The organism is Salipiger sp. ABN3_019 (genome assembly GCF_056158605.1).
The window spans coordinates 227120-243284 of sequence record NZ_JBSWTP010000010.1; the positions used below are offsets into that span (position 1 = coordinate 227120).

Below are 16165 nucleotides of genomic sequence, written 5' to 3' on the forward strand. Positions count from 1 at the left end.
CCTCAGCGCATCCACAGGCCCGCGCGTTTGAGCGGGTTGCGGATGCCCTGTTCGCGCCGGGGCAGGTCGTTCCGGTCGAACATGGCGCGCACCTTCGCGCCGCGCCCTTGGTAGATGTAGCGCAGGAAGGGCTCATGCTCTTTCAGCAGCTTCTTCACCCGGTTGGGCGCGGCGATGGCCTCGAGAAACGCCACCAGCTCGTCGCTTTCGCGGGCATAGAGCAGCGGCATGGCGCGGTAATGGCAGCTGTGGCTGCCGTCGAGCAGCCCCGTCGGCAGGGTGCCCCGCCCGCCGCCGAGCCCGTGGATGACCAAGGGCAGCGCCACCTGATCGAGCCAGGGATCGAGGCTCTGGCATTGCAGTGCCTTGGGCGGGTCGTCGCGGATGGTCAGCGCGGTGTCCAGAAAGCGGCGGCCAAAGCGCTGCGGGCACTCGTAGAAGAAAAACCCGGCGTTGAAATAGAGGTAGTGCTGCCAGTAGCCTTCGGGCCAGTGGGGATCGAGCGAGCTGGCGAAATCGAGGCCGAAGCGGTCGTAGAGCGATTTCCAGATCTGCGTGTAGCCGGGGCCGTAAAGTTCGATCTGCGGCCACGTCCCCTCGCGCTTCATCGAGGCGGTGGGGCGGGTGAAGTCGAAGGGCACTTCGGACAGATCGCCGGTGATCAGCGTGTCGGTGTCGAAAAAGACGAAGGGCTCGCCCGGCGGCAGCGCGAAAAGCGCCTCGATCTTGTTGCCATAGGGGTAGGCGTGGCCGAAGTGGCGGCTTTCGAAGGGGATGATCTCTGCGCCGAGGTCGCGCAGGATGTCGCAGGCCTCGGGCGACATGCGCGGATCGCGGGGCCAGAGCGGGCCGGGCTGCGGCTCGGCGACGAAGAGCTTTGCGCGGCCCTCGGGGGTGGCGGCATCCAGCGACAGGGCAAAGAGCACGGCCTCATATTGCAGCCGCCCGGCATGCCCGACGATGAGGATATTGAGCGGGGTGTCGCGCCCAGTGGTGGGTCCGGTGGTGCTCGCGGTGGTGCGCCCGGTAATGCTCCCGGTGGTGCCTGTCATTCTGCCCGGCCTTTTGCCCGTGTTTGCGGCACTATAGGCATGAAGCGCCGCGCCCGGAAGCGGGGGGTGGCGCAGACGCCTGTGGGCTGTGGCAATGCGGGCAGAGGGCCGACCCGCCCGGGATCAAGCCGAAGGCGCCGGGCGAGCGCCTGCCCGTCCCGGCGGGCTGGCGCTCTTGTGAGTCTGAGCAACGTAAATAAGTCTCACGGATTTGGCTGGGATAAAGCGCAGACCTCAACAGGTGCAGCGCCACCCCACGGGCAGGCGCGCGCCCGGCTCGCGGTGCGCGGGGATGAAACAGCGCCTGCCCGTCCCGCACGCCAAAGGCGTGCACACATGGGGTAGTGGGAGGGGCAGGCGCTTGCCCGGCGGCTTCGCCTTGTTCCGGGCAGGGGCTGCGAGAGGCCTCAGAGCGTGATGGGCAGCATTACCTCGGGCTCGATCACCTGTACGCCGGGCAGACCTTCGGTCAGCTTGGCGGCGGATTGCTCGAGCGCGGGGAAGGTGCGGTAGTGGCAGGGGATGACCGTGTCGAAATCGAAGTAGGTTTTCGACGCCCAGGCCGCCATCTCCATGTCCATCGTGTAATAGCCACCGGCGCTGAGGATGCCGATGTCGGGTTTGTAGTACTGCCCGATCCACGCCATGTCGGCCATGATCGCGGTGTCGCCCGAGAAGTAGATGGTCTTGCCTTCGCCCTTGATGATGAAGCCGGTTTCCATGCCCGCGTATTTGGGGCCTTCGTCGGTGGGTAGCGACGAGCTGTGCGAGGCCGGCACCATGCTGACGCTGACCTTGCCGAAGCTGATCGTGCCGCCCTTGTTGAAGGCGTGGCCCTCGACCGCGCCCTTGCCGTGCAGCTGGCCGGCCAGTTCCACCATGCCCGAGACCGGCGCCTTGGTGCGCTGGCTGACCTCGACGGCGTTGTCGGTGTGGTCGAAGTGGCCGTGAGTGATGAGGATCTGTGTCACATCCTTCAGCGCGTCCTCGACGCGGTCTTCGGGGAAGACGGGGTTGCCGATGACCCAAGGGTCGATCAGCAGGACCTGATCCTCGATCTCGATGCGGAAGCTGCCGTGGCCAAGCCAGATGATGTTCATGGGATCTCTCCGTAACCTTGCGTCATGTCGGGTTGGCACGGAGGGTAGCACGGGGAAAATGACGGGCAAGCAAAGGGGTGGTGCTGCTCGCGCTGGCGCGAGCGTGGTGCCCGTCATTGCCAGAAAGAGAACTGCCGACCAGAGGGGAGGCCCTGGCCGGCAGACCCTGATCCGCTCCCATCACGGGGTGGGAGGCGCGGGGAGCGGATCATCCCGTGCTGGGCTTCAGAAGAAGCCCAGCTTGTTGGGGTTGTAGCTGACCAGCATGTTCTTGGTCTGCTGATAGTGGTCGAGCATCATCTTGTGGTTCTCGCGTCCGACGCCCGATTGCTTGTAGCCGCCAAAGGCCGCGTGGGCGGGATAGGCGTGGTAGTTGTTCACCCAGACCCGGCCCGCCTCGATGGCGCGGCCAAAGCGGTAGGCGCGGGTGCCGTCGCGGGTCCAGACGCCAGCGCCGAGGCCGTACATCGTGTCATTGGCGATGGCGAGCGCCTCGGCCTCGTCCTTGAAGGTGGTGACAGAGACCACCGGGCCAAAGATTTCTTCTTGGAAGACCCGCATCTTGTTGTGGCCCTTGAGGATCGTCGGCTCGATGTAAAAGCCGTTCTCCAGCCCGTCGATCTGCGCCGCCTTGCCGCCGGTGAGCACCTCTGCGCCTTCCTCGACGCCGATGGTCAGATACGAGAGGATCTTGTCCTGCTGTTCCTGGCTGGCCTGCGCGCCGACCATCGTCGCCATCTCGCGCGGATCGCCGCGCTGGATCGCCTCGACGCGGGCGATGGCGCGCTTGATGAACTCCTCGTAGATGTCCTCTTGGATGAGCGCGCGGCTCGGGCAGGTGCAGACCTCGCCTTGGTTGAAGGCAAAGAGCACGAAACCCTCGACCGCCTTGTCGAGGAAGGCGTCATCCTCGGCCATCACGTCCGAGAAGAAGATGTTGGGGGATTTGCCGCCCAGTTCCAGCGTCACCGGGATTAGGTTCTCGGTCGCCGCCTGCATGATCTTGCGGCCGGTCTCGGTGGAGCCGGTGAAGGCGATCTTGGCGATGCGCGGGCTGCTGGCGAGCGGCGCGCCCACTTCGGCGCCCATGCCGTTGACCACATTGAGCACGCCGTTCGGCAGCAGATCGGCGATGCATTCGATCAGCACCATGATCGCGGCGGGGGTCTGCTCGGCGGGTTTGAGCACGATGCAATTGCCGGCGGCGAGCGCGGGGGCGAGCTTCCACGCCGCCATCAGCACCGAGAAGTTCCACGGGATGATCTGCCCGACCACGCCGAGCGGCTCGTGGAAGTGATAGGCCACGGTGTCGTGGTCAATCTCGGACATATTGCCTTCCTGCGCCCGCAGCACGCCCGCGAAATAGCGGAAGTGATCGACCGAGAGCGGGATGTCGGCGGCGGTGGTCTCGCGGATCGGCTTGCCGTTGTCCCATGTCTCGGCGGTGGCGATGAACTCGAGGTTCTCTTCGATGCGGTCGGCGATCTTCAGCAGGATGTTGGAACGTTCGGTGGCCGAGGTCTTGCCCCAAGCCTCGCGCGCCGCATGGGCGGCGTCGAGCGCCAGCTCCACATCCTCGGCAGTGGAGCGGGCCACTTCGCAGACCTTCGCGCCGGTGATCGGGGTGATGTTGTCGAAATACTGGCCTTTCACCGGGGGGGTGAACTTGCCGCCGATGAAGTTGTCGTAACGGGTGCGGAAGGGCGACGTGTAATCTGCCGCGACCTGAGTCATCTCGTTCATGGGGTATCCTCCTCAAAGCCCGGTCCTCCACCGGGGCATGAAAGGAGTGTGCGAGGGGAATGCGCGTTCGTCAGCCGGGGGCGGAGCGGTCGCGGGGGCAAGCTGTCTCGCTGGTGAGACAGGTTCGCGTGGGGAGATGAGGGGGCAGGGCGGGTTCCGCGCTTACGACAGGCCCAGCTTCTTCATTCGGCGGTAGAAGGTGGCGCGGCCAACGCCGAGCATGCGCGCGGCCTCGGAGACATTGCCCTGCGTGCGGGCGAGGGCGCGGACCATGGCGGCGCGCTCGGCGCGCTCGAAGCCCGAGGTTTCGTCCTCGCGCCCAAAAAGATCGCTGGCTGGGCGCGCTGGCAGCGGGCCGGTGCTCGCGAGCCCGAAGGAGCGGCGTGCGGCGCGGGTGGCGCCCTGCACCAGATCGTCGCGGTCCACCGCCAGCAGCACCGAAGCCTCGCTGTCCTCGGCATCGGCGACGATGATGCGCGCCTCGGGGAAGGCGGCGCGGAAGGTGTCGGCCTCGATCTGCCGGGCGGTCTGGGCGACCATGGCGGCGATCAGCCGGTTAAAGGCCTCGGTCTGATCGGCGCGGGCGGAAGAGACGTCGAGCGCGCCGATGAGTTCGCCCTCGGGGCCGAAGATCGGCGCGTCCATGCAGCTCATCGCGGTGTTGCGGGCGTGGAAATGCTCGTCGCGGTGAATCACCACGCGGCGCGCCTCGGCGATACAGGTGCCGATGCCATTGGTGCCCTCGGAGGCCTCGGACCAGTCCGAGCCGGGGGTGAGCCCCCATGCGCGGAACACCCCCATGTCGCTGTCACCGGCGCGCAGGTCGAGCACCACGCCCTCGGCATCGGTGAGCAGCACACCGCAGCCGGAACTGCCGAGCATCTGATGCAGCGCGTCGAGTTTTGGCATGGCGATGCGCAGCATCACCTCCGAGCGCTCGAGCCGTTCGGCGAGCGCCTGCTGGGTGATCGTCTGCACGCCGTCCTTCTGCGCCGGATCGAGACCGTGATGCGACAGCGACCGGCGCCACGAGGCGGCCAGCCGCGAGCGCGCGGCGGCGGCGGGGTCGGTCGCGGTTTCCACCACGCGGGCGGCGTGCCGGGATGCGGTCGTCATGATGCAGACGTCATGGGCATTGTCCTCCGAAGGGAGACGATACAGCATGATCGGCCTTCGCCAAGTCACATTTCCGGTCACGGGGTTGGGGCGCAATTTGTTAAGGCGCAATTTGGCGGTGCTGCGCGTTTGCCCCGCGGCCTGCGTCTGGCCGCGGGGGGATTTGCGTATTTTTAAAGAGAAGAAGGACCTTGGGATGGGGCCCCTGCGGTGGGAGGCTCAGGCGAGCGCGGCTATGGCGGCGGCGATCTGCGCCTCCAGCCCGGCGGGGCCGGCGGGGATGATGCGCGGCGGGTTGAGCGCCTTGATGCCATAATAGCCCGCCTTGATGTGATCTAGGTCCACCGTCTCGGTGATACCGCCGGTGCTCAGCATGCGCAGCATATGGGCATGCATGTGCGGGTGATCCTCGAGCCGCCGGATGTTGCACTTGAAGAGCCCGTGATAGGCCGCGTCGAAGCGGATCGAGGTGACGAAAATGCGGATGTCGGTCTCGGTCAGCCGGTCGCCGAAATAGAACGGACGGCCGTCCGAAAGGCGCGCTTCGATGCGGGCCATCTCGTCGAAAAGCTGGGTCACCGCCTCGTCATAGGCTTCTTGGCTGCTGGCAAAGCCCGCCTTGTAGACGCCGTTGTTGTAGAGCCGGTAGATTTGCGCGCTCTCGCGGTCGATCTCTTGCACGAGGTCCTCGGGGGCGAGGCGGAGGCCGGAGGGCGCGATGCCCTCGAAGGCGGTGTCGAACATGCGCACGATGTCGGCGCTTTCATTGTTCACCATGACGCCCTGTTTCTCGTCCCAGAGCACCGGCACCGTGGCGCGGCCCGAGACATGCGGATCGGCGCGTGTGTAAAGCTCGTGCAGGTGGCTTGCGCCGTAGAGCGGGTCTGTATCCGCGCCGGGAAAGCCGCCGAAGCTCCAGCCCTGATCGTCGAGCCTCGGGTTGACCACGGTGACCGGGATGATCTCTTCGAGGCCCTTGAGCTTGCGGGCGATCAGCGTGCGCGAGGCCCAGGGGCAGATCAGCGCCACATAGAGCCGGTAGCGTCCGGGCTCGGCCTTGAAGCCACCGGTGCCGGTGGGGCCGGCGCTGCCATCGGGGGTGATCCAGTTGCGAAAGCTCGACTCCTGCCGCACGAAGCGGCCCTTCTCATCGGCTTTCTGCACCGGCTGCCAGTTGGCGGTCCATTTTCCGTCGATCAGCATGGTCTCAGTCCTTCTGGCTCAGGGTGAAGGTGGTGCCCCACGGATCGGTGAGCGGGGTTTCTGCGCGGGAGCGGCTGCGGATCGCGGCGATCTCGTCCCGTGTGCCGCGCAGTTCGATCTCGGTCAGCCCGGTGGCGGGTCCATTGCGCGGGCCTGCGCCGCGGCTGTTCCAGATATTCGAGGCGAGATGGTGGTGATAGCCGCCCGAGCCATAGAAGGTCGCGCCCGGATAGTGGTTGGTCACCGCCATGCCGAGGGTTTCGGCGTAGAAGGCTTCTGCCGGATCAAGGCGGCCCACCTGCAGGTGGACGTGGCCGATGACCGTATCCTCGGGCGCGCCCTGCCACGTCGCGGTGGCGCTGTTCGCCACGTCCTGCAGGTCCAGATGGTTGGTCGCCATTTCGATCTCGCCGCCGCGGTGCGTCCACTGATCGCGCGGGCGGTCGATGTAGATCTCGATGCCGTTGCCCTCGGGGTCGGCCAGATAGAGCGCCTCGCTGACGAGGTGGTCCGAAGCGCCCTGCAGCGGGATGCGGGTCGCGGCGGCATGGTGCAGCCAAGCGCCGAGATCGGCGCGCGACGGCAGCAGGAAGGCCACGTGGAAAAGCCCGGCCTCGCGCGGTGAATGGCGCGGTGCGGATGTGTCCTGACGCAGCGCGATAAGGCTGCGGCCATGGGCGCCGAAGCGGGCCTCGGTGCCGTCCTGCGACAGTTTTTCGAGGCCGAGGGCGGATTGGTAGAAGTCGCCGACCTTTGCCAAATCGTTCACGGTCAGGCTCACCTGTCCGATATCGAGGGGGGCGTCGCTGGTTGCCATGATGTCTCTCCGTCTGCGGTCCCCGCGGGGCGGGGAAAGGGGTGGGCAGCGCTGGCTGCCGTTGAGAGCAATATGCGGGCTGGCCTTTGTGAAAGAAATGGCGAGTATGTGGTAATACTATCCACATATCGTTCGGAATGAGCCATGGACATCGTCGATCAGATTCGCGCCTTTGTCGCCACCGCGCAGACCGGGTCCTTCACTGCCGCCGCCGAGCGCATGGGGGTGTCGAACCGGCTGACATCGAAATATGTCGCCGAGCTTGAGGCGCGGCTGGGCACGCGGCTTTTGCAGCGCACCACGCGGCGGGTGGGGCTGACCCCGGCGGGCGAGAAACTGCTGGTGCGCGCACCGGCGTGGCTGGAGGAACTCGAAGAACTGCTCGGCTCGGTGGAGCATGAGGCGCGGGGCTTTTCCGGGGTACTGCGGGTGGCGGCGCCGCTGACCTTCGGAGAGATTTACGCCGCCGATCTGCTGAGCCGCTTCGCCGCGCCGCATCCCGAACTGTCGGTGGAGTTGCGGCTGTCGGATGCCTACACCGACCTTGCTTTGGAGGGGATCGATCTGGCCTTTCGCATCGGGCGGCTGACCGACAATACGCTCAAGGCGCGGCGGCTGTGCCGCTTTGGCATGAAGGTGGTGGCCTCTCCGGCCTATGTGGCCGCGCATGGCGCGCCCGAGAGCGCCGAGGCGCTGGCCGGGCACGCCTGCATTCACGACAGCAACCAGCGCAGCCCGCGCTGGCGGTTCGGGGCGGACGGCGCGCTGCGCGAGGTGCAGATCGCCAGCCGCTTTGCGGTGAATAGCGCCCGCGTGGCGCGCGATATGGCGCTGGCGGGGCAGGGGATCGCCTATTGTCCCGAATTCGTGGTGACCGGCGATCTCGAGGCGGGGCGGCTGGTGGAACTGCTGGCGCAAGAGAAGAAGCCGCAGCACGATCTGAGCGCGGTTTACCTCGAAGGCGCGATGCTGCCGCGCAAGGTACGCGCGCTGGTGGAGTTCGCCGCCGAGGACGTGAAGACCCACCTGCTGGCGGGCTAGCGCTGGTCTTGTAGGGTCAGGTCTCGCAGGGCCCAGTCTCGCACGGCATGGCGCCGAAGGTCTCGTCGAAGCTGCGGCGCAGGGCGACATCGAGATCGTCCATGGTCACCGGCAGGCCGAGATTGACCAGCGAGGTCACGCCGTAATTGGTGATGCCGCAGGGCACGATGCCACTGAAATGCGACAGGTCCGGTTCGACGTTGATCGAGATGCCGTGGAAGCTGACCCATTTGCGCAGGCGGATGCCGATGGCGGCGATCTTGTCCTCGGTCACGCTGCCATCCGCGAGACGCGGCTTGTCGGGCCGTTCGACCCAGACGCCGACGCGGCCGTCGCGGATATGGCCGGTGACGTTGAATTCTGCCAGCGCCGCGATCACCCATGCCTCGAGTTGGCGCACGAAGCAGCGCACGTCGCGCCCGCGCTTGGCCACGTCGAGCATGACATAGACCACGCGCTGTCCCGGGCCGTGATAGGTGTATTGCCCGCCGCGCTTGGTGTCGAAGACCGGGAAGCGGTCGGGCTCGCGCAGGTCTTCGGGCTTGGCGGAGGTGCCGGCGGTGTAGAGCGGCGGGTGCTCGACCAGCCAGATGAGTTCCTCGGCCTCGCCCGCGGCAATCGCGGCGGCGCGGGCTTCCATGAAGGCGACGGCTTCGTCATAGCCGGTCAGCCCGTCTGTCGTGATCCACTCAACCATGGCTGAGCGATTAGGCGCTTGCGCTTGACAGGTCAATACGCCCGCGCCGACACTGGTGCAGGTATATTTCAAATAAATCCTTAACGATTTTCCGCCCAATTCCCGGATCTTTTCGCAAAGAGCCAAGCAATTCATTTAATTGGAGGAAAACCTCATGAAGTCTCGTTCTATTGCTGGGATCATTTCTCTCAGCATTGCCGTAACGCCGATTCCCGCGCTCGCCGACAATGCCTTTGTTGGTGGTCTGGTCGGAGGAATGATCGGCAGCGCCATTGCCAACCAGCCCAAAAGGCAGGTTGTTACCAAACGCTACGTCGCGCCGCGCAAGAGCACGCCCAAGAGCGCGCCCAAGCCCGCGGTCTCTTCGGCCACGCGTGAGGCCAACCGCATGACGCAGACGGCGCTCAATTACTTCGGGTTCGATGCGGGCACCCCGGACGGGATACTTGGCAGTCGGTCGCGCTCTGCGATTTCGACCTATCAGGGCCATATGGGGTACACGCCGACGGGCCAGCTGACGCAATATGAAAGAGATTTCCTCGTCTCCTCCTACCGCCGTGCGCAGGCGGGCGGTCCGGCCACGGCGCAGCAGGTGGCCTCGAACCCGCAGGGCGTCCGCGGGTTGCTCATCGCGTATCGTGACGGGCAGGTGAACCGTCCCGGTGATGCCGGGGCCGGGGCGATCGCCGGTCACTATGGGTTGCCAGCGGTGGTGGCCGAAGCGGTGAATGAAATCGCCAAAAGCTCTGATCCTTCTGCCGAACAACTGGTGCAGCGTTCGGGCTTTATTCAGCTGTCAGATATCAATGGCGATGGCCGGACGGATTACATTCTCGACACCTCGGTGACTGGATCGGCCTTCTGGTGCAATGCCCAGAGCTGTGCCGTGCGGGTCTTTGCCTCCACGCCCGAGGGCTATGAGCGCAACGACTTCCAGGCGTTCAACGTCACGCCGGCGATGTTCAGCTGCACGCGCGGCACCTGCTCCAAGGACGGCGGGCCGCAGATGGCGGCGGCCCCGGTTCCCTCCACCCCGGCACCTGCGCCCGAGTTGCCGCAAACGCAGATGGCTTCGGCGGCCACACCTGTGCCTTCGGCGCAGCCCGTGGTCCAATCCGCGGCGGCCCCGGCTCCGGCGGCGGAACCGGCGATCCCGGATTTCTTCGGCGGTGGCGCAGTGGCCGAGGCGTCGCTGCAGTCGCGCTGCAATACGGTCAGCCTGATGACCTCGACAAACGGCGGCTACATCACGCCCGCAACGCTGTCCGATCCCTCCGCCGCGCTGGCCGAGCAACTGTGCCTCGCGCGGACCTATGCGATTGCCAAGGGCGAGGATCTGATCGCCAAAGTGCCGGGCGCGACGCCGGAGAAAGTGGCGCAGCAATGTGCAGGCTTCGGCAAGCTGCTGCGAGAGCAGGTCTCGGCGGTGTCGCTGCGTCCGCGCGACGCGGTGGTGAGCGAGGTCGGCAGCTTCGTGCTCGCCTCGGGCATGGCACCCGCGCAACTGGAGAAGACCGCGATGATCTGCCTCTCGGCGGGCTACCGGGTCGATGACCTTGATGCGGCGATGGGCTCTGCGCTGGTGCTGGTGTCACTGGGCAAGGCGCCCTATGCCGAGCTGATCGGCCACCATTTGTCGCAGGGCATCGGCGCGAGCCATCGCGACGATCTGGCGGCAGGCTGGTATGGGCAGGCGCTTGAGGCGCTGGAGGGCGGCAGCACGCCGGTTTTCTCGCCGGGGATGCCGGAGCGCACGGCGCTGCTGCGCAAGGCTTCGATGTTGCTGGGCGGCGGAACCGAGGCGGCTTCGGCGGCGCCCGCGGTCGTTCCGGCGGCGCAGGAGATCCCGGTCTTCAGCGTCGGCGAGTAAGCTGACGCTGAGGTAGCAGAGGTCGGGCCGGGCGGCTTGTTGCGGCCCGGTCTTTGCATGGTTTGGTCGCGAAAGAAGGGCCTGTGAGGGGGCGTGCAAAAAACTTTTGCACAAACTGCGATTTTCCTCTTCACATCCCCCGCGGGCTTCGTTAGAGACCGCCTCACCAAGTCAAGACAGTGCGGTCGTGGCGGAATTGGTAGACGCGCAGCGTTGAGGTCGCTGTGGGGTAACTCCCGTGGAAGTTCGAGTCTTCTCGACCGCACCATTTTCTTCTTCCAGAAAATCAAAGAGATATTCCCCTTAGGGGTTGGCTCTTGCTGACCATCTCACAGACCGTGACATTTTGCTGTGTGGCGGGCCTTGTTATGCCAATCGAACGACAGGGCGAGGAGCCCCTTTCCCCGCTGGCTTCAGGCGACGGCCTTGATCTCGGCCCTTCCAAGGTCCGAGGCGCGGGTCATTATGGCGATGCGGGCCAGTCATTCGCCATCACCGCGGAAACTCATGTCGGTGCTGTCCACTGCCCGGCAGGGCTTGCGGCGCAATGTCCCGAAAGGAGATCAGCAAATTCAGGGGCTGGCCGGAGCATCAATAAAAGGCTGAACCGCGATCCGCGCCTGACGGCGAAAGGGTCGAATGGTCCGACGCCGGTCAGCCGAGGCTGGCCATCTCGATTAGGCTCGCCACAAGACGGACGGTTTGGCGGAGCGGTGGGCCGAAGAGGACCGGTCGCGTCAGGTAGCTCTGAACGGCGCTGTTGGAGAGCCTCCAACACAGCTGCCTACGCTTGCCGCGTCTCTTCGCGTACCGGGTCATTTCCGGATCGAACCAGACCGACAGCGGCCCACATCGCCACAGCGAAGCGATGTCGAAACTAACGCCAAGGACCGGAATTCGACAAGGAAGCTAGCGCCCGAGATCATCGTCTCTCGCCTCGAGAGCGACGGCATACCCGTCGAGGTCAGGGGGCGCTTGAGCGGCCTCAGCACAAACTCGAATTTTCAAGTGGGGGACTTCTGGTAGCGGAGGAGGGACTTGAACCCCCGACACGCGGATTATGATTCCGCTGCTCTAACCAACTGAGCTACTCCGCCAAGAAGTGGGGGCTGAATATGGTTCTGGCGCGGTATCGTCAAGCGGAAAAAACACCTGCCGCAGCGGAAATTTCCAACTTTCTCGGACCGGCGCCAGAGACGCTATTTCACGATGGTTTCGTCGCGCACGAAGAGGTTCGCCCAAGCCCTGTCGACCAGGTCCGGGGTCATCTTGTAGGGCCAGCCTTCGAAGTCGCAGATCGCCTTCATCTGGTCGATCAGGAACACTGGCTGGTAGTTGGCATAGACGTTGTCGATGGTCGGATATTTGGTCTTCAGCAGGTGCACGAGCGAGGCCTCGTCGAGCACCATCTGCTTTTTGCGGGCGACCATGGCGAAGATTTTCAGGAAGTCCTGCTGGTTCGGGCCGTCGATCTTGATCTTGAAGAAGATCCGGCGCAGCGCCGCCTTGTCGAAGATCTCGTTGGGATGGAAGTTGGTCGAGAAAATCACCAGCGTGTCGAACGGAACCTCGAATTTCTCGCCCGATTGCAGGGCGAGGATGTCCTTGTTTTCCTCCAGCGGCACGATCCAGCGGTTGACCAGTTTCTGCGGCGGTTCGGCCTGACGTCCAAGGTCGTCGACGATGAACAGACCGCCGGTGGATTTCAGCTGCAGCGGCGCCTGATAGGTGCGGGCGGTGGGGTTGTAGACCAGATCGAGCATGTCCAGCGACAGCTCGCCGCCGGTGATCACCGTGGGCCGGTCGCACAGCACGTAGCGCGTGTCGAAGCGGTTGTTGCGGCGCAGGCGGGTGGGGTCCTCGATGTCGCTCTCGGCGGCGGAATGCACGATCGGGTCGTAGACGGTGATCACCTGACCGGAGTACTCGATGGCGCGCGGCACGAAGATGCGGTCGCCGAGCGCGGCACGGATGCCGTTTGAGATCGAGGATTTACCGTTGCCCGGCGGGCCGTACATCAGGATCGACCGGCCAGCGCTCACCGCCGGGCCGAGGTGCGAGATCAGATCGTCGGGCAGCACGAGATGCCCCATTGCGCCGGTCAGCGCCTCGCGGGTCATCTGGATGTTGCGGATCGACTGACGCTTCACCTGTTCGCGATAGGCCGACAGCGGCACCGGCATGGGGCCGAAATATTCCGACTGCGAGAGCGCATCCAGCGCCCGCGCCTTGCCGCTGTCGGTCAGCTGGTAGTTCATCTCGCTGCTGCCCACCTCGCCGCGGGTGCCCATGGCTTCGATGAGCCCGTGGCTGCGTCCGAGGTCGACCAGTTCTTGGGTGATCACGATCGGCAGGCAGATCGCATGGGCCAGATCGGTGACTTTATTGGTGTTGTTGCGGAACATGGTCTTGAGAACGATGTCGCGCATCATCGTGCGCGGAAGCACCATGTCTTCGAGCCGCTTCGGCGCCGGGGGCGCGATCACGCTGGTGGTTTGCATGTTCATCGGTCGGTGGTCCCTGATCTGGCCTGCGCGGCGCCATCCTTCTTGCCGCACAGGAAGCCGCATCATTGTGGCAAGAGCTTGGCTTGGGGCGGGAATTGCAGCGGCGCCGGAGCGGCGGTGCAAAGGCGCGGCGGCTTGTGTCGCGCGACCGGCTGCGCGAGGCTGGTGCCCGATGCAGGATGACGCAGGATCAGGAGATGACGATGGGCGCGCAGGTGACGGTAGGTGTGATCGGGGGAACGGGGATGCTGGGGCGGAGCCTTGTCACCGGGCTGCTTGCAAGCGGGGAGGTGGCGGCGAAAGCGCTCTGGGTCTCGAACCGCTCGGGCCGTGCCGAGGGGCTGCCAGACGGGGTGCAGGCGACAGCCGAGGCGCAGGCGTTGGTTGCGGCCTGCGATGTGGTGATCCTGTCGGTGCCGCCCGCGCAGTTCGGCGCGCTGGAGATCGACGCGTCGGGCAAGCTGGTGATCTCTGTCATGGCCGGTGTCAGCGCCGCGCGGATCGCCGAGCACACCGGCGCCGAGCGGGTGGTGCGCGCCATGTCGAGCCCGGCCGCTGCACGGCGGCTGGCCTTCTCGCCGTGGTGCGGGGCGCTGTCCGCCGAGGATCGCGCGCAAGTGACGCGGCTGCTCGGCGCATGTGGCAGCACCGCCGAAGTGCCTGATGAGGCGCAGATCGAGATCTTCACCGCGATGACCGGGCCGGTGCCGGGCTTCGTTGCGCAGCTTGCGGCCTCCATGGCCGATTACGCCGAACGCCGGGGTGTCGCGCCCGACGTGGCGGATATGGCGGTGCGGCAGTTGTTTCTGGCCTCGGGTGAGATGCTGGCCGGGGATCCGCAAACCGCCTCGGCGCATGTGCGCGGCATGATCGACTACGCGGGCACAACCGCGGCGGGGCTTCTGGCGATGCAGGAGGCGGGGTTTCAGGATGCGGTCGATGCGGGGCTGGACGCTGCCGTGGCGCGCACGCGCGAGATCGCGGGGTAGGGGCCGCCGCTCAGGCGGGCTCGGCCCCATAGAGGGCACCCAGAAGCAGATAGAGGCCCAGCGTGCCGCCAAGGGCCAGCCCCATGGGAAAGCGGCTGCCGCTCTCCCAACTGGCCCAGCCGGGGGCAAGGCGGCGCAGCGGCGTGGCACGCACCAGCCGGTGGCTGACGAAGGCGGCAAAGAGTGTCGCGGCAAAAAGCGCCATGACAAAGCGCAGATCGCCAAGGTGGATGAACGGCGCGGCGGCGGCGGCGAATTTCGCATCGCCCGCGCCAACGGCCCCCCCGGCGTTCAGCGCGATGCCTGCCAGAAGCACGGCCATCAGCTGCACGTAACGCCATGCGTAATCGCCCAAAGGCAGGACAAAGGGGCCGATGACGACGAAGACCACGAAGAGCGCGATCACCGATTTATTGAGGATCTTCATCCACTTCATATCGGTGTAGCAAACCCAGAGGCAGATGGGCAGCACCAGCGGGAGGAACCAGAGCGCAGCGGATGCGGAAATCACCAGCACCTCCCCAGCCTCAGTTCACCACGGGCGCTTCGAGGGCGTCCAGCGCGCGGGCGGCCGCTTCGAAGTGCTGCGGATGGGTCTCAAGCGCGTCGCGCAGCAGGCCTTTGCCAATCTCCACATCCCCGCGTTTCACCGCCGCAAGTCCCAGCGTCTGCAGCAGTTCCGCGCGTTCGATCTGGGTCATATCCATCACCGGCAGCGTGTAGTTGCCCTGCGCGCCACGGGCCAGCACGAGGTTGTTCTTGGCGGTGAAGAGCTTGGGATCGCGGCGGATGGCGTCGCCAAAGAGCTTTTCGGCGTCGGCGTAATCGCCACGGCTCAGCTTCGAATAGCCCCAGTTGTTGAGCACGGAGGCGGGCTTGGTCGTCAGCCCCGAGGCGATCTCGTAGAAGCTGTCGGCCTTTTGCCACTGCTGGTGGCTGTCGGCGATCATCGCTTCGAGCCGGTAGCGCTGGAACGTCTCATGGGTTGGCGGGATGGTGCCCAGCACCTGCTCTGCCTTGTCCCAGTTGTTGTTGCGGATCAGCGCATCTGCAAGCGCCACGCTGTCTTCGTTGCTGGCGCCCTGATGCGCGACCACCTGCGTCCACGCGGTGACGGCCTCGGGATAGCGCTTGGCACGGACGAGAGATTTCGCAAGGCCGCGCTGAAAATCGATGCGTTCGGGCTGCTGATCGGCGCTGCGCGAGAAATAGGCCACGGCCTCTTCGGGGTCGCCAGCGCTCAGCATCACTTCGGTAAGGCCTGCGCCGTCGATGGCGTTCACCCCGGTGAACTCGCGGTCCACGGCATCCTTGTCGATGTCTTTGCTGCAGGCGGACAGGGCGATGAGACCCGCCGCGCAGGCGATCAAAACGTTCCGGTGGCGCATTTTCTGCGTCCTTTTGCTGCTCTTGCCTCGTCTGGGGCCTGTTTTCAGGCCAAGGGCTTAGCCGCCGTGCCGGATCAGATAATCGCCACCGCCCCGGCGGATCAGCCTATAGTCTTGATTTTGCGCCGGATCATAACCCGTATCGTCCAGCTTTGCGAGCGCCAAGCGCAGGTTGTCGCGGATTTCGTCGCTTTCGCCGTTGTCCAGCGCGTAGGCGCGGCGGAACACCTCGGCCGCTTCCGAGGTCTGATCTGAGTTGATCAGCACGACGCCAAGGTTGTTCCAAGCGGCGGGCCAGTCCGGTTCGACCTCGACGGCGCGGCGCAGCAGGGTCTCGGCCTGCCCGAGCCGACCGAGGGCAAGGTTGGCCGAACCGAGCGAGCTGAGCACCTCTGCGGTGAGCCCATGCGTGCCAGCGGCGCGGGTGTAGGCCTCGAGCGCCAGTTCTGCCTGTCCCGCCTGCATCAGCCGGTGCCCGACGAGCAACTGATCGACCTCGGAGCCTCTGGGATCGAGGGCAGGGGCGAAGGGCGTTCCGGGCTCTTGTTCGAGCGTGTCGGTCCGCCCGAACGCACCAAGGCCGCCCGAGGAACAGGCGGCCAAGATGAGCGGAATGAGTATGAGCGTCAGTGCGCGCGGCAT

14 protein-coding genes, 2 tRNA genes and 1 pseudogene are annotated in these 16165 nt (G+C 65.6%); 4 read left to right on the forward strand and 13 right to left on the reverse strand.

The window, feature by feature from the left end; all coding sequences use genetic code 11:
• Positions 1–2: 2 nt before the first annotated feature.
• The 6 genes from ACXAD2_RS23080 to ACXAD2_RS23105 form a co-directional block, all read right to left on the reverse strand.
• The gene (locus ACXAD2_RS23080; RefSeq protein WP_475175592.1) at positions 3–1052 is read right to left on the reverse strand and encodes a hypothetical protein; all 1050 of its coding nucleotides are present in this window, start codon (positions 1050–1052) and stop codon (positions 3–5) included.
• Positions 1053–1459: 407 nt separating this feature from the next.
• Positions 1460–2152, reverse strand: a complete 693-nt coding sequence (locus ACXAD2_RS23085; protein ID WP_475175593.1) for a metal-dependent hydrolase — start codon at positions 2150–2152, stop codon at positions 1460–1462.
• Positions 2153–2377: 225 nt separating this feature from the next.
• Positions 2378–3895, reverse strand: a complete 1518-nt coding sequence (gene adh, locus ACXAD2_RS23090; protein WP_475175597.1) for an aldehyde dehydrogenase — start codon at positions 3893–3895, stop codon at positions 2378–2380.
• Positions 3896–4057: 162 nt separating this feature from the next.
• Positions 4058–5011 carry a helix-turn-helix domain-containing protein gene (locus ACXAD2_RS23095; protein ID WP_475175600.1) on the reverse strand — a complete coding sequence of 318 codons (954 nt, stop codon included), beginning with the start codon at positions 5009–5011 and terminating at the stop codon, positions 4058–4060.
• A gap of 219 nt (positions 5012–5230) precedes the next feature.
• Positions 5231–6214 (reverse strand): glutathione S-transferase family protein, encoded by a 984-nt coding sequence (locus ACXAD2_RS23100; RefSeq protein ID WP_475175603.1) that lies wholly within the window; start codon positions 6212–6214, stop codon positions 5231–5233.
• A gap of 4 nt (positions 6215–6218) precedes the next feature.
• Positions 6219–7031, reverse strand: a complete 813-nt coding sequence (locus tag ACXAD2_RS23105; RefSeq protein WP_475175606.1) for a VOC family protein — start codon at positions 7029–7031, stop codon at positions 6219–6221.
• A gap of 144 nt (positions 7032–7175) precedes the next feature.
• Between ACXAD2_RS23105 and ACXAD2_RS23110 the strand changes: the two genes are divergently transcribed.
• Complete coding sequence (locus ACXAD2_RS23110) at positions 7176–8072, forward strand: LysR family transcriptional regulator (protein WP_475175609.1); 897 nt, start codon at positions 7176–7178, stop codon at positions 8070–8072.
• A 16-nt stretch (positions 8073–8088) separates the two neighbouring features.
• Here the strand turns inward: ACXAD2_RS23110 and lipB are convergent, their stop codons facing one another.
• Positions 8089–8904: a lipoyl(octanoyl) transferase LipB gene (gene lipB / locus ACXAD2_RS23115; RefSeq protein WP_475175613.1), complete on the reverse strand. Its 816-nt coding sequence runs from the start codon at positions 8902–8904 to the stop codon at positions 8089–8091.
• Between the two features lie 19 nt (positions 8905–8923).
• Here lipB and ACXAD2_RS23120 point away from each other — a divergent pair, with 19 nt between their 5' ends.
• Positions 8924–10639, forward strand: coding sequence for a peptidoglycan-binding domain-containing protein (locus ACXAD2_RS23120; protein WP_475175616.1), 1716 nt, complete (start codon positions 8924–8926; stop codon positions 10637–10639).
• A 181-nt stretch (positions 10640–10820) separates the two neighbouring features.
• Positions 10821–10907 (forward strand) — tRNA-Leu (locus tag ACXAD2_RS23125).
• Between the two features lie 217 nt (positions 10908–11124).
• Here ACXAD2_RS23125 and ACXAD2_RS23130 read toward each other — a convergent pair.
• The 3 genes and pseudogenes from ACXAD2_RS23130 to ACXAD2_RS23140 form a co-directional block, all read right to left on the reverse strand.
• Positions 11125–11536, reverse strand: a pseudogene (locus ACXAD2_RS23130) (transposase); the annotation flags it as partial.
• Positions 11537–11659: 123 nt separating this feature from the next.
• A tRNA-Met gene (locus ACXAD2_RS23135) sits at positions 11660–11736 on the reverse strand.
• 102 nt (positions 11737–11838) lie between these two features.
• Positions 11839–13146, reverse strand: a complete 1308-nt coding sequence (locus ACXAD2_RS23140) for a P-loop NTPase family protein (protein ID WP_224906089.1) — start codon at positions 13144–13146, stop codon at positions 11839–11841.
• A 179-nt stretch (positions 13147–13325) separates the two neighbouring features.
• On the opposite strand from ACXAD2_RS23140, the gene ACXAD2_RS23145 reads away from it, so the two are divergent.
• On the forward strand, positions 13326–14135 hold the full coding sequence (locus tag ACXAD2_RS23145; protein ID WP_475175618.1) for a pyrroline-5-carboxylate reductase family protein: 810 nt from the start codon (positions 13326–13328) through the stop codon (positions 14133–14135).
• A gap of 10 nt (positions 14136–14145) precedes the next feature.
• Here the strand turns inward: ACXAD2_RS23145 and ACXAD2_RS23150 are convergent, their stop codons facing one another.
• From ACXAD2_RS23150 to ACXAD2_RS23160, 3 genes are read right to left on the reverse strand one after another with little or no spacing between them, the layout of a single operon-like run.
• The gene (locus ACXAD2_RS23150; RefSeq protein ID WP_224906093.1) at positions 14146–14652 is read right to left on the reverse strand and encodes a prepilin peptidase; all 507 of its coding nucleotides are present in this window, start codon (positions 14650–14652) and stop codon (positions 14146–14148) included.
• A gap of 10 nt (positions 14653–14662) precedes the next feature.
• On the reverse strand, positions 14663–15523 hold the full coding sequence (locus ACXAD2_RS23155; RefSeq protein ID WP_066108006.1) for a tetratricopeptide repeat protein: 861 nt from the start codon (positions 15521–15523) through the stop codon (positions 14663–14665).
• A 57-nt stretch (positions 15524–15580) separates the two neighbouring features.
• Positions 15581–16165, reverse strand: a complete 585-nt coding sequence (locus ACXAD2_RS23160; protein WP_224906097.1) for a tetratricopeptide repeat protein — start codon at positions 16163–16165, stop codon at positions 15581–15583.

Excerpts from the sequence above, each read along its gene's own strand:
- adh (WP_475175597.1), bottom strand. The coding sequence starts at position 3,895 with ATGAACGAGATGACTCAGGTCGCGGCAGATTACACGTCGCCCTTCCGC.
- ACXAD2_RS23085 (WP_475175593.1), bottom strand. The coding sequence starts at position 2,152 with ATGAACATCATCTGGCTTGGCCACGGCAGCTTCCGCATCGAGATCGAG.
- ACXAD2_RS23105 (WP_475175606.1), bottom strand. The coding sequence starts at position 7,031 with ATGGCAACCAGCGACGCCCCCCTCGATATCGGACAGGTGAGCCTGACC.
- ACXAD2_RS23110 (WP_475175609.1), top strand. The coding sequence starts at position 7,176 with ATGGACATCGTCGATCAGATTCGCGCCTTTGTCGCCACCGCGCAGACC.
- ACXAD2_RS23120 (WP_475175616.1), top strand. The coding sequence starts at position 8,924 with ATGAAGTCTCGTTCTATTGCTGGGATCATTTCTCTCAGCATTGCCGTA.
- ACXAD2_RS23095 (WP_475175600.1), bottom strand. The coding sequence starts at position 5,011 with ATGACGACCGCATCCCGGCACGCCGCCCGCGTGGTGGAAACCGCGACC.
- ACXAD2_RS23140 (WP_224906089.1), bottom strand. The coding sequence starts at position 13,146 with ATGAACATGCAAACCACCAGCGTGATCGCGCCCCCGGCGCCGAAGCGG.
- ACXAD2_RS23100 (WP_475175603.1), bottom strand. The coding sequence starts at position 6,214 with ATGCTGATCGACGGAAAATGGACCGCCAACTGGCAGCCGGTGCAGAAA.
- ACXAD2_RS23080 (WP_475175592.1), bottom strand. The coding sequence starts at position 1,052 with ATGACAGGCACCACCGGGAGCATTACCGGGCGCACCACCGCGAGCACC.
- ACXAD2_RS23155 (WP_066108006.1), bottom strand. The coding sequence starts at position 15,523 with ATGCGCCACCGGAACGTTTTGATCGCCTGCGCGGCGGGTCTCATCGCC.
- ACXAD2_RS23145 (WP_475175618.1), top strand. The coding sequence starts at position 13,326 with ATGACGCAGGATCAGGAGATGACGATGGGCGCGCAGGTGACGGTAGGT.
- ACXAD2_RS23160 (WP_224906097.1), bottom strand. The coding sequence starts at position 16,165 with ATGCCGCGCGCACTGACGCTCATACTCATTCCGCTCATCTTGGCCGCC.
- lipB (WP_475175613.1), bottom strand. The coding sequence starts at position 8,904 with ATGAATTGCTTGGCTCTTTGCGAAAAGATCCGGGAATTGGGCGGAAAA.